General features: G+C 63.6%; 16 protein-coding genes. 5 read left to right on the top strand and 11 right to left on the bottom strand.

Annotation, left to right across the window (positions count from 1 at the left end; genetic code table 11):
* Window positions 1-13: 13 nt before the first annotated feature.
* Window positions 14-673, top strand: a complete 660-nt coding sequence (locus ACVC5H_RS05910) for a thiopurine S-methyltransferase (protein WP_489621441.1) — start codon at window positions 14-16, stop codon at window positions 671-673.
* Between the two features lie 61 nt (window positions 674-734).
* Here ACVC5H_RS05910 and ACVC5H_RS05905 read toward each other — a convergent pair whose 3' ends face one another.
* The 6 genes from ACVC5H_RS05905 to ACVC5H_RS05880 form a co-directional block, all read right to left on the bottom strand.
* A complete protein-coding gene (locus ACVC5H_RS05905) occupies window positions 735-1097 on the bottom strand; it encodes a BrnA antitoxin family protein (RefSeq protein ID WP_489621440.1) in 363 nt (120 codons plus the stop codon).
* A 37-nt stretch (window positions 1098-1134) separates the two neighbouring features.
* Window positions 1135-1425 carry a BrnT family toxin gene (locus tag ACVC5H_RS05900; protein WP_489621439.1) on the bottom strand — a complete coding sequence of 97 codons (291 nt, stop codon included), beginning with the start codon at window positions 1423-1425 and terminating at the stop codon, window positions 1135-1137.
* A gap of 279 nt (window positions 1426-1704) precedes the next feature.
* Entirely contained in the window at window positions 1705-1932 is a 228-nt protein-coding gene (locus ACVC5H_RS05895; protein WP_489621438.1) for a hypothetical protein, read from the bottom strand.
* A gap of 38 nt (window positions 1933-1970) precedes the next feature.
* The gene (locus ACVC5H_RS05890) at window positions 1971-2723 is read right to left on the bottom strand and encodes a peptidoglycan DD-metalloendopeptidase family protein (RefSeq protein ID WP_489621437.1); all 753 of its coding nucleotides are present in this window, start codon (window positions 2721-2723) and stop codon (window positions 1971-1973) included.
* Window positions 2723-3535, bottom strand: a complete 813-nt coding sequence (proC, locus tag ACVC5H_RS05885; protein WP_489621436.1) for a pyrroline-5-carboxylate reductase — start codon at window positions 3533-3535, stop codon at window positions 2723-2725. Before proC ends, ACVC5H_RS05890 begins: the two co-directional genes overlap by 1 nt.
* 63 nt (window positions 3536-3598) lie before the next feature.
* Window positions 3599-4300 (bottom strand): YggS family pyridoxal phosphate-dependent enzyme, encoded by a 702-nt coding sequence (locus tag ACVC5H_RS05880; protein WP_489621435.1) that lies wholly within the window; start codon window positions 4298-4300, stop codon window positions 3599-3601.
* Between the two features lie 74 nt (window positions 4301-4374).
* On the opposite strand from ACVC5H_RS05880, the gene ACVC5H_RS05875 reads away from it, so the two are divergent.
* Both ACVC5H_RS05875 and ACVC5H_RS05870 read left to right on the top strand, forming a co-directional pair.
* Window positions 4375-5403 carry a type IV pilus twitching motility protein PilT gene (locus ACVC5H_RS05875; protein WP_489621434.1) on the top strand — a complete coding sequence of 343 codons (1029 nt, stop codon included), beginning with the start codon at window positions 4375-4377 and terminating at the stop codon, window positions 5401-5403.
* A 73-nt stretch (window positions 5404-5476) separates the two neighbouring features.
* Entirely contained in the window at window positions 5477-5962 is a 486-nt protein-coding gene (locus ACVC5H_RS05870) for a glutathione peroxidase (protein WP_489621433.1), read from the top strand.
* 13 nt (window positions 5963-5975) lie between these two features.
* Here the strand turns inward: ACVC5H_RS05870 and ACVC5H_RS05865 are convergent, their stop codons facing one another.
* The 4 genes from ACVC5H_RS05865 to ACVC5H_RS05850 form a co-directional block, all read right to left on the bottom strand.
* Window positions 5976-6347: a gamma-glutamylcyclotransferase family protein gene (locus ACVC5H_RS05865; RefSeq protein WP_489622653.1), complete on the bottom strand. Its 372-nt coding sequence runs from the start codon at window positions 6345-6347 to the stop codon at window positions 5976-5978.
* A gap of 47 nt (window positions 6348-6394) precedes the next feature.
* Window positions 6395-7279 carry a phosphate/phosphite/phosphonate ABC transporter substrate-binding protein gene (locus ACVC5H_RS05860; RefSeq protein WP_489621432.1) on the bottom strand — a complete coding sequence of 295 codons (885 nt, stop codon included), beginning with the start codon at window positions 7277-7279 and terminating at the stop codon, window positions 6395-6397.
* Window positions 7276-9561, bottom strand: coding sequence for a bifunctional diguanylate cyclase/phosphodiesterase (locus ACVC5H_RS05855; protein ID WP_489622652.1), 2286 nt, complete (start codon window positions 9559-9561; stop codon window positions 7276-7278). The genes ACVC5H_RS05860 and ACVC5H_RS05855 overlap by 4 nt, the downstream gene beginning before the upstream one ends.
* A 244-nt stretch (window positions 9562-9805) precedes the next feature.
* Entirely contained in the window at window positions 9806-10933 is a 1128-nt protein-coding gene (locus ACVC5H_RS05850; RefSeq protein WP_489621431.1) for a sigma-54-dependent Fis family transcriptional regulator, read from the bottom strand.
* A gap of 158 nt (window positions 10934-11091) precedes the next feature.
* On the opposite strand from ACVC5H_RS05850, the gene ACVC5H_RS05845 reads away from it, so the two are divergent.
* A complete protein-coding gene (locus ACVC5H_RS05845) occupies window positions 11092-12006 on the top strand; it encodes a LysR family transcriptional regulator (protein WP_489621430.1) in 915 nt (304 codons plus the stop codon).
* A 32-nt stretch (window positions 12007-12038) separates the two neighbouring features.
* Here ACVC5H_RS05845 and ACVC5H_RS05840 read toward each other — a convergent pair whose 3' ends face one another.
* Window positions 12039-12893, bottom strand: a complete 855-nt coding sequence (locus ACVC5H_RS05840; RefSeq protein WP_489621429.1) for a helix-turn-helix transcriptional regulator — start codon at window positions 12891-12893, stop codon at window positions 12039-12041.
* 107 nt (window positions 12894-13000) lie between these two features.
* Between ACVC5H_RS05840 and ACVC5H_RS05835 the strand changes: the two genes are divergently transcribed.
* On the top strand, window positions 13001-13849 hold the full coding sequence (locus tag ACVC5H_RS05835; RefSeq protein ID WP_489621428.1) for an SDR family NAD(P)-dependent oxidoreductase: 849 nt from the start codon (window positions 13001-13003) through the stop codon (window positions 13847-13849).
* Window positions 13850-13864: the final 15 nt, after the last annotated feature.

The following is a 13864-nucleotide window of genomic DNA, read 5'->3' as shown; positions in this document are numbered from 1 at the left end:
CACGGGAGACGAGATGGAAGCGGAATTCTGGCTGGAACGCTGGCGCGACGGGCGCACCCATTTTCACCAGGAGCGGGTCACCCCGCTGCTGCAGAAGTACTGGCCGCAACTGGCGCTGCCTGCAGGCAGCACGGTGCTGGTGCCTTTATGCGGCAAGTCGCTGGACATGCTCTGGCTGGCCCAGCAGGGCCATCGCGTGCTGGGTGTGGAATTGTCGGAAGTGGCCATCACGCAGTTCTTCAGCGAGCATCAGCTGACCCCGGTGTTGCATGAAAGTGCGCAGGGACGCCACCACGTGGCCGGCAACATCGAACTGATCTGCGGTGACATCTTCGCGCTGGAAGACGCGACCCTGGCCGCCTGCGCGGGCGCCTATGACCGCGCCGCCCTGATCGCCCTGCCCCCGGCCATGCGCGCGCGTTACGTCGCCGGGGTCTATGGACGCTTGCCGGCCCAGGCGCGCAGCCTCCTGATCACGCTGGAATACGACCAGCAGAAGATGGACGGCCCGCCCTTCTCGGTGGCCGGGGACGAAGTGCTGCGCCTGTATGCCCCGCACAGCGAGGCCGTGGCCATCGACCGGCGCGATATCCTGGAGAAGGAACCCAAGTTCCTTGAACGTGGATTGACTGCGTTGGAGACGGTGGTTTATCGCTTGCAGCGGCGGGATTGACATCCCCCAGCGCAGCCGCAGACGCGGCGCATCAAAATAGCGGCGTCATCGCGTTACCGCGTCATGCAACGTGGCGCTGCAAATCATCCAGCTTGATTTCGACCGTATGCTTGCCAGCGTGCTGCGCGCCCTTGTCACTGGCATTGGCTACGGCAGCCACGATGGCCTTGATCTCCGCATCGGCGAAACGCCGCAAGGCTTCGCGCATGAGCGGTTGGTAACCCATGTTATGGATGCGGGCGATCTGCCTGAAGGTTTCGATCAGTTCACGGTCCAGGCGGATGGAAATTGCCTGCATCCCCTGCGCATCATCGATTTCCCGTTCAAGCTCCAACGGTGCTCGCTTTACGTAGCGCTCATCCCGGCCCAGGGCACCATTTTCCCAGTTCTCGACACTTCCTTTGATTTTCTTCGGAGCGGTCATTCGCTTCTCCTCTTGCGGTGGCAACGCATTGGCCACCTCATTTTCCATGCTTGTTGTAGATCGCAATTTCCGTCTCGTTGGCATCGTAGGCCGTCTTGAGATGCTGCCTGCCATCCTTAAAGACGTAGACGATCTTCAACAGGCGCCCCGCATGTGTCTCGGCAACGAACCAAAGCGTCGGCGGATCAGTCTGGTTCTCTTCACGCTCATCCAGCAGATTGATGCCGCACTTGTTGAGAAAACATTCTGCAACCTCTTCCTCGGTGACCGGCGGCACCTTCCGGCTCAGCTTCGTACGCACCCCCAGCGAAACAGACAAAATACCCATCCTCGCCTCATTATGTATATACACTAACATCAACTCATATTCAACGGATATTTCAGACGAACCGAGAAAAACCCGCCACTGTAGCCGTTAACGGCCTTAGACAGACAAGAGGGATATTATTTGTATATACAACTTAACGTGAAAAAATGGCAGAACTTAGGCGCAGGCTTCGTAAGATTACGAAGCGTGCAACTCCGTAAGACGAAGAAGCCAGAGATTTTTGGGGAGCGCTCTTGAAGCAAGCCTGGGGCCTGATGCTCAGAAGTGAGTCTGGTCTGACTACACCTCAGCCGTCGTCCGCACCACCGTCACCCGGCTGATGAAGAATTCCCCCTCCACCACCACGCGAAACGGCACCCCGGCCACGTTGAAGCCGGGACCGCCTTCGTCGTCCCAGACCTGGGCGATGGCGTCGAAATCGCGCGGACTCATCTGCAGCATCTGTGCGCTGATGACGAAGGTGGCACCGGTCTTCTGCCGGCGCACGATGTCTTCCAGTTTGGCCATGTTGATTCCTGATTCTGTAGTGCGCGCAAGCAGCGCTTCTATCGCGCCGGCAGCAGCGCCATCACGTTGACCGGCTTGCCGTTGCGGCGGATTTCGAAATACAGCTTGACCTTGTTGGTGTCGCTGTTGCCCATGGTGGCGATCTGCTGGCCACGCGTGACCATCTGGCCTTCCTTGACCGTGATGCTGTCATTGTGCGCATACACCGACAGCAACTGCGGCGTGTGCTTGATGATGACCATGTTGCCGTAGCCGCGAATGCCATGGCCGGCATAGGTGACCTTGCCGGCCGCAGCGGCCACCACCGGCTGGCCCTGGCTGCCGGCGATGTCGATGCCCTTCTTGTAGCTGTCGGCGCTGGGCGCGGACTTGCCCTGCGTGGGCCAGGTCCAGTCCAGCTTGGCATCGGCAGCGGCCGGCGCATCGTCATCGTCCTGCGGTTTGGGCGCAGGCTTGGCAGCGGGACGGGTGTTCCTGCGCGGCGCGGAATCCGCACCGGACGAGGACGCGCGCGGCGTCTGCCCGGCGCCGGTACGGGACACTACACCCACGGGCGGACGCACCAGGATGCGCTGGCCGACTTCGAGATCATCGGGATTGCGCAGGCGGTTCCAGGTGCGCAGATTGGCCGGACTCTGGTCGAAGTCGCGGCCGATGCTGTAGAGCGTGTCGCCGCGCTTGACCGTGTAATAGCCGTCGCTGTCGGCAGTGGAAGCGCAGCCGGAGAGCAGCACGGCAGCGGCCAGCGGCAAGGCCGCCAGCAGCGTGAGAAAGCGTGAGCGCTGTCCCATCAGGCCTTGCCGAATTCGTCGCCCAGCTCCTCGCTGCGGCGGGCGGCGGCTTGCAGGGCCTCGACGATGGCGCCCTTCACGCCCGCCTGCTCCAGGCTGGTCAGCGCGGCATAGGTGGTGCCGCCCTTGGAGGTGACGCGCTCGCGCAGGGTCGCCACCGATTCATCGGAGCGGCGCGCCAGTTCGGTGGCACCGGCGAAGGTGGCCTTGGCCAGTTGCAGGCCGTCTTCAGCGGACAGGCCCAGTTGCACGGCCGCCTGCTCCATCGCTTCGAGGAAATAGAACACGTAGGCCGGACCGCTGCCGGAGACGGCCGTCACTGCATCGAGCTTTTCTTCGCTATCGAGCCAAACGGTTTCGCCCACGGCCTTGAGGATGGAATCGGCCTGCGCGCGCTGCAGGGTCGAGACCTGCGCATGCGGCACCACACCCGAAATACCCTTGCCGATCAGGGCCGGCGTATTGGGCATGGCACGCACGATGGCCTGGTGGCCATCCAGCCAGCGCGACAGGTCCACCATGCGGATGCCGGCAGCAATGGAGACGATCAGCTGGGCGCCGATGAAGGGTTTCAGGCTGGCCACCACCTCGCGCATCTGCTGGGGCTTCACGGCCAGCACCACCACGTCCGTGCTGGCGATGGCGCCGTCGATGGCTTGCGCGGTCGAGACGCCGAACTTGTCCTTGAGCGATTGCAGCGCATCGGCATTGAGATCGACCACGTGGATGTCTTCTGCCGCCGCGACCTTGCCGGCCAGTCCGCCGATCAATGCCGCTGCCATGTTGCCGCCGCCGATAAACGCTATCTTCACTTCCGCTCCTTGTGTCTGGTGTAAGGCTGATGATTTTTGGTTGAAAACTTCATACGGGCCGCCTCACCCGTAATGCCGCGCCCCGAAAATGGCGCTGCCGATGCGCACGATGGTGGCCCCTTCGGCCACGGCAGCGGCCAGATCGGCCGACATGCCCATGGACAGAGTATCGAGCGCCAGTCCGCTGGCGCGCAATTGTTCATACAGCCCACGAACGGCAGCAAACGCGGCGCGCTGTTGCTTCATATCGTCGCTGGGCGCGGGGATGGCCATCAGGCCGCGCAGACGCAGCCGGGGCAGCTGCGCCACCTGGGCGGCGACCTCGGGCAATTCCTGCGGCATCAGGCCACTCTTGCTCTCTTCGGCGCTGATGTTGACCTGCAGACAAATGTTGAGCGGCCCCAGTTCCTCGGGCCGCTGCTCGGACAGGCGCTGCGCGATCTTGAGGCGGTCCACCGAATGCACCCAGGCGAAGTGCTCGGCGATGGGCCGGGTCTTGTTGCTCTGGATGGGACCGATGAAATGCCATTCCAGCGGCGTATCCGACACCAGCGCCGGCAAGGCCGCGATCTTGTCGAGGGCTTCCTGCAGATAATTTTCGCCGAAGGCGCGCTGCCCGGCCGCCACCGCTTCGGCCACCGCCTGCGGTCCGAAGGTCTTGGAGACGGCCAGCAATTGCACCGAGGATGGTGCCCGCCCGGCCTCTGCGGCCGCGTGGGCGATCTGTTGTTGCACGTGTTGCAAGTGTTGAGCGATTGACGACATAATCCGGGAGCCGGAAGGGGCGAGCCTGCAGGGAGATAAACGATATTGTTGGTCCAACCTTGCCGGGATTATAAATGGACATTGCCACCCTACTGGCATTTGCCGTCAGGAATCAGGCTTCCGATCTGCATCTTTGTGCAGGGCTGGCGCCGCTGCTGCGGGTCCACGGGGCGATCCGCCGCATCAACCTGCAAGCCCTGGACGGGGCGCAACTGCAGCAATCCCTGCTGGCGGTGATGCCAGCGGCGCTGCAGCCGCGCTATGGCGCCGGGGCCGATTGCGACTTCGCCCTGGCCCTGCCGGGACTGGGCCGCTTCCGCGTCCACGCCTTCCACCAGCAACGCGGCCCGGCCGCCGCCATCCGCCACCTGGGCCAGCAGCCGCCGTCGCTGGCCGACCTGGGCGCACCGCCGCCGTGTGCCGAACTGGCGCTGCGCCCTCATGGGCTGGTGCTGGTGAGCGGTCCCACCGGCGCGGGCAAGAGCAGCACCCTGGCCGCCATGGTCCGGCACATCAATGAAACGCGGCCGGTGCATATCCTCACCCTCGAAGACCCCATCGAATTCCTGCACGAACCACGCCGCGCCTTGGTCACCCAGCGCGAGATCGGCACCCACGTGGCCAGCTTCGCCCAGGCCCTGCGTGCGGCGCTGCGTGAAGACCCGGACGTGCTGCTGGTGGGTGAGCTGCGCGATACCGAGACCCTCCGCCTGGCGCTGACCGCCGCCGAGACCGGCCATCTGGTGCTGGCCACCCTGCATGCCGCCTCGGCGGCCCGGGCGGTGGACCGCATCATCGATGGCTTCCCCGAGGGCGACAAGGAGGCCGTGCGCGCCCTGCTGGCCGAGGCCCTGCAGGGGATCATCGCCCAGATCCTGCTGCCGGCCGCCCAAGGCGGTGCCCGCGTGGCAGCGCATGAGGTACTGGTGGCCACCCCGGCGGTGCGCAACCTGATCCGTGAAGGGCGCAGTGCGCAACTGCTCTCGGCCATGCAGGCCGGCGCCGCGCAAGGCATGCAGACGCTGCAGGCCAGCGTGGCGCTGCTGGTGCAGCAGGGGCGCATCAGTTCGGAGACGGCGCGGGAACAGGGACTGCCACTCTGATGCAGGTCAAGCAAGGGCTAGCACTGCGGTTTAGAATGGCGGCCACATTGATGCCAGCATTCAAGGAACGATCATGACCACTCTCTACGATTTCCAGCCCAAGCTGGCCGACCAGACGCCCTTCCCGCTGGAACAGCTGCGCGGCAAGGTGCTGCTCATCGTCAACACCGCCAGCAAGTGCGGCTTCACGCCGCAATACAACGGGCTGGAAGCGATCCACCGCCAGTTCCACGCACGCGGACTCGAAGTGATGGCCTTCCCCTGCAACCAGTTCGGCGCGCAGGAACCGGGCAATGCCGAGGAGATCGGTGCCTTCTGTGAAAAGAACTATGGCGTGAGCTTCCCGCTCTTCGCCAAGATCGACGTCAATGGCGAACAGGCCGATCCGCTCTACCAGTATCTGAAGAAGGAAGCGCCGGGACTCCTGGGCAGCAAGGCCATCAAGTGGAATTTCACCAAGTTCCTGGTGCGCCGTGACGGCACCGTCTTCAAGCGCTATGCGCCGCAGACGCGCCCGGAGGAAATGATTTCCGATATCGAGACGCTGCTGGCCGAATAGGCCGGCCAGTCCGTCATGCCGGCCAGCAGCCCCCGTGCAGCTCGCGTCCGGCAGCGGCCAGTGCGATCGGCATGAAATACGCATGGGCCATCAGCAAGGTGCCTGCTGCGGTGCCGGCCGGCGGCTCCAGTTCCACCTCGATCTCATGGCGCGTATAGAGCGCCGGCACTTCCTCGAAGCGGTCCAGTACCGCCATCATCGGTTCGGGTACGTCCCACACTTCCCCCGTGATACGGCAGGGACCTTGTTCCCACACCAGCGCCGGATAGTGCGGCAAGGCCACCAGCCGCAAGCACTGCACGCTGCGGGCCGGCGCCACGAAGCGTGCGCCTTCCATCATGAAGGCATTGGATTGGCCGCGCTTGAGCGAACCATAGACGAACACCTTGGGCAAACCCTCTCCTCTGCTGCAAAGCACCGCCCGGCCAGCATTCAGGGCAGCGCGCGAATGATCTCGTAAGCCGCGTCGCGAACCGGCACGAAGTGCGTGGCGCGCAGGTTGTCCAGGGTCAGCCTGACACGCAACGCGTTCTTGTCCAGGAACACTTCGCGGATCTTGTGGCGAATATCGGCGCACAACTGGCCACGATAGACGAAGGGGTCGAAGGGAATCGGCCCGGAACGCCATAGTACCCGCACATCGCTCTTCTTGAGCTGGCCATCGCTGATCATGCGCGAGAGATTGGTACTGGCCACGAAGGCCGCATCGGCGTTGTGATTGAGCACGGCCATGACGGACTTCTCATGGTTGCCTGAATAGCCGACGCGCGAGAAATACTGGTCGAACTGCAGCTTGTACTGGCGCGCAAACAGATGGCGCGGGATCAGCGCGCCCGAGGTGCTGTCCGGATCGGCCAGCGCCAGCACCTTCCCCTTGAGCGAGGCCACGCTGTCATACGGCCCTTGCTGGCGTGTGATGAGCAGCGCGTAATACACCGAGGACACCCCGCCCTGCGCGGCGAAGTTGGGTTCCACCTGTTCCATCGACGCGAACGGCGTGACCTGCGGATCGCCCTTGTGGGCCGTCACGTAGGAGGCCGGCCCCAGCCGCGCCACGTCGATGGCCCCGGCCATCAACCCTTCGATCACGCCACCGTAGGAAGTGGGAACGATCACGTCCACCGGCATCTTCAGGCGTTCGCGCAATTCCTCCACCAGCGGTGCGAGGGCGGACTGCTGGTCCAGATCGCGCCCCTGCGGAACGAAAGAAAAGCGCAGCCGCTGCGGCCGTTCGCAGGCGCTCTTGGCGGCGGCCAGGGCCGGCATGGCGCACGTCGTTCCGATGGCCAGCAACAATGTTGCAATCAAGGTCTTCATACGAGATCAAACCTGCCTTTCTGCAGGAGCGGCACCAGCTGCGCGGCCGCGACCGGGCGCTGCAGATAGAAGCCCTGCACCTCGTCGCAACCCATCAGTTTCAGGTGCATCAGTTGTTCGCGCGTTTCCACGCCCTCGGCCACCACCTTCAGGCCGAGATTGCGCGCCAGCGTCACGGTGGAGGCGACGATCATGCCGTCGCTGTTGTCATTGCGGATGTCGCGCACGAAGGAGCGGTCTATCTTGAGCGCATACACCGGCAGCGCCTTGATGTGGCTGAGGCTGGAATAGCCGGTGCCATAGTCATCCAGATAGATGCGCAAGCCTTCGTCGCGCAACTTCTCCAGGGTCTGGCGCGCCTGCTCCAGGTCGGTGATGAAGCAGCTCTCGGTGACCTCGATCTCCAGCCAGTGCGCTTGCAGCCGATGGCGCTGCAAGGCCTCGCGGAAGGTGGCGATCAGGCGTTCGTCATTCAATTGCTTGGCCGAGACGTTGATGGCCACCGGCACCAGAGACAGGCCCGCTTCGCGCCATTGCGCCAGTTGGCGGCAGACCGCCTCGATGATCCAGTGGCCCAGCGGCTGCACCAGGTCATGGGTTTCGGCCAGGCCGATGAATTCGCCCGGATAGATCAGGCCGTGCTCCGGATGCTGCCAGCGGATCAGGGCTTCCATGCCGACCACGCGATAATCCTGCAAGGCCACCTTGGGCTGGTAATGCAGACAGAATTCGTTTTCCCGGATGGCCTGGCGGAAGCGCCCCAGCAGCTCCAGACCGCGTACCGCAATGGCATTGAGCGAGGCATCGTAGAAGCGATACAAGCCGCTGCCCGCGCTCTTGGCGGTGTACATGGCCGAGTCGGCGTTGGTCATCAGGGTGGTGATGTTCTGGCCATCGCGCGGATAGAGCGCGATCCCTATGCTGGGCGCGGTTTCCACCTCGCAGCCCAGCAGGTCGGTATAGGGTGCGCGCAGGGTTTCGACCAGCTTGTCGGCGATCTCGGCGACGATTTCTTCGCTGCGGATTTCCGAGACCAGCACCACGAATTCATCCCCGCCCAGGCGCGCCACCAGGTCGTATTCGCGCACGGCCGCGCGCAGGCGGCGTGCCACTTCCTGCAGCAGCGCATCGCCTACGGCATGGCCCTGGGTATCGTTGATGAGCTTGAACTTGTCCAGGTCAAGGAAGAACAGCGCATACAGATTGCGGCTGCGCCGTGCCCGTGAGAGTTCGGTGGCGGCCAGCTCGTAGAACAACATGCGGTTGGGAATGCCGGTCAGGTAGTCATGCGAAGCGAGCTGGTAGGCGCGGCTCTTTTCCTGTTCCAGCTGGTGGATCAATCCGCTCTTCTCGCGCTCCGAATAGACCAGCTTCTGGTACAGGAAGCGGCGCCGGTGCGCCATGCTGATCAGACCGCCCGAGAGCACCACCACCAGCAGCGAGACCAGGATGGCCTGCAGGTAATACTGCCGGTGCGCCGGCCAGAGCTTGCCCAGCAGCACCTGCTGGTCGCGGCTGACCACCACCGCCAGCGGATAATGCGCCAGCCGCCGCTGCACGCCCACGTGCTGGGCCGCGTCGCCCGGACGCAGCGCGTGGATCAGGCCATCGCCCTTGCCGGTCAGCAGGAAGGTGGCGTATTCCTGGCCGGCGTAATTGGATCCGCCTGAAAGGATGCCGCCAGCCAGTTCGGCCAGTTGCAGCCCGGCCGTATTGAGGATCTCGATGCGGCTGGCGCCGTCCACGCTGACCTCTTCATAGGTCTTGAGGAAATAGCCCAGATCGAGGATGGCCGCGAAGAAGCCCTGCAGCGCTCCCTTGCCATCCTGCAGCGGGATCAGCAGCGGCACGCGCCAACTGTAGCCGTCGCGGTTCAGGGGCGGCTTGATGATCATCTGGCTCTGCTCGCCGGCACTGGTCAGGGAACTCATGAAACCGGCATTGATGAGCCGGCTCAGTTCGGGCTCGCTCTTTTGCCGCGCCGACGAATAGACCAGCCGCCCGCGCGCATCGAACATGGCCACGCGCAGGTAGGCCGAATCACCATTGAACAGTGGATTGAAATAGGACGACGAGGATTGCTCGCCATTGAGCATGGACTGGCCGATGCGGGAATACAGCAGGGTCTTGCCCAGCACTTCTTCAAGGTTGGCCGAGACGATGGCGGCGACGTTGCGGCTGTCGGCGATGGAGCCGGCGATGGCCAGTTGCTTTTCGTTCTCGATGCGCAGGATGGTGAAATACCAGAGCAGCGACAGCGCCCCGGCCGCGAGCAGCACCAGCCCCGCAGACACGCCTCTGCCCGCGAGCAGTCTGGTCAGCAGCCCTGTGGGCTCGAACGATAACGGCTTACGCAATCCCCACCCGCTTGATCATGGCGCCAATCGCGGCGCTTTCGCTTGTCCCTTTTTGACCGCATGAGAGTAACGGGCATTTATGTCAAGTAAATGACAAGCGCGAGAGCATTAACAAGAATTTAATGGCGGGAAACAGGGCGCGGGCCATGCGTAAATGATTTACAGGAATTCAGGCCACGGCACAGGCTGCATAAGCCGGCACGGCCTGATCCCGCACATGCGGAATCTCCAGCTGCCGCAGCTTGCGATACAGCGACGCCCGGCACATCCCCAGTTGCCGTGAGGCGGCGGAGATGTTCCAGCGACTGCCGTTCAAGGCTTCGATGACACGGGTGCGCTCATCCCCGGACGGGTCGCCGGCGGTGCTGATGCGCCCGGCAGCCAGGGGCCGGGCCTGGGCCGTACGATGCAGGGGCAGCACCTGCGCCAGCGCGGCCGGCTGGCATTGGATCAGCTCTTCCGGCAAGTCGTGCAGTTCGATGCGCCCGTCATTCATGACCGCACAGCTGTACCGGATGGCCGCATGCAGCTGGCGCAGATTGCCCGGCCAGGGATAGGCCAGCAGGCGTTGCAGCGCAGCCGCATCGATCACGCCGGCATCGGCCGGGCGGCCCAGCTCATCGGCGATCATCTGCATCACCAGGCGGTGCCGGTCGCTGCGTTCGCGCAGCGCTGGCAGGCGCAGTACGCCCCCGGCGATGCGGTAATAGAGGTCTTCGCGGAAACGGCCCTGGGCGAACAGGCTCTTCAAGTCCTGATGAGTGGCGCAGATCAGTTGCAGGTCCACCGGCACGGCACGCGTTGCGCCCAGCGGGATCACTTCGCGTTCGGACAGTACGCGCAAGAGACGCGTCTGCAAGGCCAGGGGCATGTCGCCGATTTCATCGAGGAAGAGCGTGCCGCCATCGGCCTGCTGGACCTTGCCCTTCATGCCACCGGGCAGCGCTCCCGAGAACGCGCCCTTGCAGTAACCGAAGAGTTCGCTTTCGGCCAGGCTCTCGGGGATGGAGGCGCAGTTGACGGCGATCCAGCTGGCCTGGCGGCGCGCGCTGTAGTCATGCAGGGCGCGGGCGAGGTATTCCTTGCCGGTCCCGGTTTCGCCCAGGATCAGCACGGCAATGCCACGGTCGATGAGGCGCTTGCCGCGTTCGATCAAGGCGCCCATCAGCTCGTCGCCGGCCGCGAGCTGGCTGAGGTCGCGGTAACGCGGCGCGGTGCGCGGGGAAGTCGGGTGGGCAGCAGGGGCGGTAAGGACGTCACTGTCAGGCATGGGCTGCGCTACCGGGGTGGTCGGCATGGTGGTCTCCTGTCTTGGACTGCTTTTTTGTCGCGGGAACCCGCCTGTGGCGGGGCCGGCGGACGTGTCGCCATGCACGTCTGCGGCCAAGAATAGCCAGTCCCTCCCATGACTTCCAATACAATGTACGGACAGAATCAATACCTTGAAGGTATCAAATGATCGAGCTGAGACATCTCACCTATTTCCGCACCGTAGCAGAAACCCTGCATTTCGGCCGCGCGGCGCAATTGCTGCACATCTCGCAACCGCCGCTCACACGGCAGATTGCGGCGCTGGAGAAAGCCCTGGGCGCGCCCTTGTTCGACCGCAGCAAACGCGCCATCCAGCTGACGGCGGCGGGCAAATACTTTTATCGCGACACCACAGAAATTTTCAAGGCGCTGGAGCGGGCCAAGCGCAACGTGGCCTCATCCAGCACCGGCAAGAGTGGTGCGCTGAAGGTGGGTTTCATGATGTCCTCGGCCTACAACATCCTGCCTGCAGTCACGCGGCATTATTCGGCGGCCTATCCGGAAGTGGACATGCGCCTGAGCGAATATGTGCCCAACCTGCTGGCCAGCGACATCGAGGATGAGAAGATCGACGTGGGCATCATGTACCGCCCCGAGGATTGCCGCCGCCTCGACAGCCACACCATCTATGCCGAGCCCTTGCTGGCGGTGCTGCCGCGCGGGCATCGCCTGGCCGCAAAGCCCGACATCTCCGCCGCCGAACTGGCCGAGGATGCCTTCATCAGCATCCCGCGCACGATTGCACCGGTGGTGTACGACCTGATCCAGCGGCATTGCCAGCTACACGGATTCCGGCCGCGCATCGTGCTGGAGACCAACCTGCAGCAGACCATCGTCAACCTGGTCGGCGAAGGCCTGGGCGTAGCCCTGGTGCCGACCTCGATGCAGGCCATGCATCTGGAGAGCACCGTCTTCAAACCGCTCATTGGCGCGCCGATGGTGGAGGTGGCGGTGATCTGGAACAAGGAGAACACCAATCCCTGCATCGGGACTTTTGCGCAGACGGCGGTGGAGGTCTGGCGCGGGATGCAGGCGGGCAATCAGGGAGCGGTCAGGTAAAGCGATGCACTGAGGAAAAGCCATCGCCTTCTTCATCTCGCCACGGCCCGCATCAAGCCTTGCAATTTCGTGATGGTCCTGTCTTCGTCCAATGGCGTATAGACAATGAGTTTCATGTCCTGCTGATCGGAAACCGCCAGGCTGGTGTACTCGAAGGTCATGCGCCCCGCCAGGGGATGCCTGATCCGTTTATGGCCGGCGAAGGGGCGCTGTACATCATGCTGAGGCCACCAGTTCCGGAATTCCGGGCTGGCCTCCGTCAGGGTGGCAATCAGTCGCTGGAAATCGGGATCGCCGGCATAACGCGCACTGTCGGCACGAAACATGGCCAGCGACGCCGGCGCGAGCTGCTCCCAGTCGATCAACAAGCGGCGATGCCGCTGGTTGGCGAAGACCATGTGCATGATATTGCGCTCATCACCCTGCAAGCTGCCGTAGTCACCAAAGAGCGCCCTGGCCGCGCCATTCCAGGCCAGCACGTCCCAGCGGCGGCCCAGCACGTAGGCCGGCTGTGCCGTCAGGCTATCCAGCATGCGCCGTAACGGCTCCTCCACACGTTCCGGGCCGGTCGGGAGCGATTCCGGTGGCGGCCTGTCGCTCAAAATGAAAAGATGCCGCCGCTCAGCCGGATCCAGCTTGAGCGCATCGGCGAGCGCCGAAAGCACTTCCGTCGAGGGATGCACGTCGCGGCCCTGTTCGAGCCAGGTGTACCAGGTCGTCCCCACACCGGCGAGCAATGCCACTTCCTCGCGCCGCAGTCCGGGCGTTCTCCGGCGAAATCCTTCGGCCAGCCCGACGCTGGCCGGCGTGAGCCTTTCGCGGCGGGAGCGCAGGAAGTCGCCGAACTCGCGGCGACGGATTTCAAGGCTGGCGGGAAGATCACTCATCGCTCCATCATAGCAGTATCAATACCATGATGGTACGAGCACTGTTTGCGGCCTCCGGATAAGAGAACAATGGCGTCAATGCCAACAATTCCAGACGAGGTGAGCAGATGATGTCCCATCAAAAGACGATATTGATCACGGGATCGACCGATGGTGTCGGGCGGCGCGTTGCGCAGCGCCTGGCCGGGTCGGGTGCAACCGTGCTGATCCACGGCCGCAATCGCGACCGTGGCGAGAGCCTGCTGCGGGAAATCCGCAGTAGTGGCGGCAGCGGCACTTTCCATTGCGCCGATTTTTCTTCGCTGTCCGAGGTCCGCGCATTGGCGCAAGCCATTCAAGGCCAGCACGGCAGCCTGGATGTGCTGATCAACAATGCGGGCATCGGAGTCGGCCATCGCGGTTCTGGGCGCGAGCTCAGCCAGGATGGTCATGAATTGCGCTTCGCCGTGAACTATCTCGCCGGCTTCCTGCTGACGCACCTGCTTCTGCCACTGCTGAAAAAGAGTCCAGCGGCGCGCATCGTCAACGTTGCTTCGATAGGCCAGCAGCCGATCGACTTCAACGACCTCATGCTGACGACAGGCTATAGCGGCGCGCGGGCCTATTGTCAGAGCAAGCTCGCACAGGTCATGTTCACGTTCGACCTGGCTCGTGAATTGGATGGATCCGCTATCGTGACAAACTGCCTGCATCCTGCCACCTACATGGACACGGCCATGGTGCGCAAGGACGGTATCACGCCCATGAGCTCGGTCGACGAAGGGGCCGATGCCATCCTTCATCTCGCGGCCGATGCGGCGACAGCCAGGACGAACGGCCTGTATTTCGACGGACTTCTGCCACGCCGGGCCGACGCGATGGCCTATGACGCTGCCGCGCGAGCACGCCTGCGGTCGATCAGCATCGAACTGGCGGGCCTGCCGCCCTCTCCTCCTGACACATCAAGCGATGCGTAATCCAGCGCAATCAGG

The organism is Herbaspirillum sp. Her3, assembly GCF_057961275.1.
Note: the sequence above shows the minus strand (reverse complement) of the source record. Positions and strands in the feature narration are given on the sequence as shown.

Excerpts from the sequence above, each read along its gene's own strand:
- ACVC5H_RS05910 (WP_489621441.1), top strand. The coding sequence starts at position 14 with ATGGAAGCGGAATTCTGGCTGGAACGCTGGCGCGACGGGCGCACCCAT.
- ACVC5H_RS05905 (WP_489621440.1), bottom strand. The coding sequence starts at position 1,097 with ATGACCGCTCCGAAGAAAATCAAAGGAAGTGTCGAGAACTGGGAAAAT.
- ACVC5H_RS05900 (WP_489621439.1), bottom strand. The coding sequence starts at position 1,425 with ATGGGTATTTTGTCTGTTTCGCTGGGGGTGCGTACGAAGCTGAGCCGG.
- ACVC5H_RS05895 (WP_489621438.1), bottom strand. The coding sequence starts at position 1,932 with ATGGCCAAACTGGAAGACATCGTGCGCCGGCAGAAGACCGGTGCCACC.
- ACVC5H_RS05890 (WP_489621437.1), bottom strand. The coding sequence starts at position 2,723 with ATGGGACAGCGCTCACGCTTTCTCACGCTGCTGGCGGCCTTGCCGCTG.
- ACVC5H_RS05880 (WP_489621435.1), bottom strand. The coding sequence starts at position 4,300 with ATGTCGTCAATCGCTCAACACTTGCAACACGTGCAACAACAGATCGCC.
- ACVC5H_RS05875 (WP_489621434.1), top strand. The coding sequence starts at position 4,375 with ATGGACATTGCCACCCTACTGGCATTTGCCGTCAGGAATCAGGCTTCC.
- ACVC5H_RS05870 (WP_489621433.1), top strand. The coding sequence starts at position 5,477 with ATGACCACTCTCTACGATTTCCAGCCCAAGCTGGCCGACCAGACGCCC.
- ACVC5H_RS05860 (WP_489621432.1), bottom strand. The coding sequence starts at position 7,279 with ATGAAGACCTTGATTGCAACATTGTTGCTGGCCATCGGAACGACGTGC.
- ACVC5H_RS05850 (WP_489621431.1), bottom strand. The coding sequence starts at position 10,933 with ATGCCGACCACCCCGGTAGCGCAGCCCATGCCTGACAGTGACGTCCTT.
- ACVC5H_RS05845 (WP_489621430.1), top strand. The coding sequence starts at position 11,092 with ATGATCGAGCTGAGACATCTCACCTATTTCCGCACCGTAGCAGAAACC.
- ACVC5H_RS05840 (WP_489621429.1), bottom strand. The coding sequence starts at position 12,893 with ATGAGTGATCTTCCCGCCAGCCTTGAAATCCGTCGCCGCGAGTTCGGC.
- ACVC5H_RS05835 (WP_489621428.1), top strand. The coding sequence starts at position 13,001 with ATGATGTCCCATCAAAAGACGATATTGATCACGGGATCGACCGATGGT.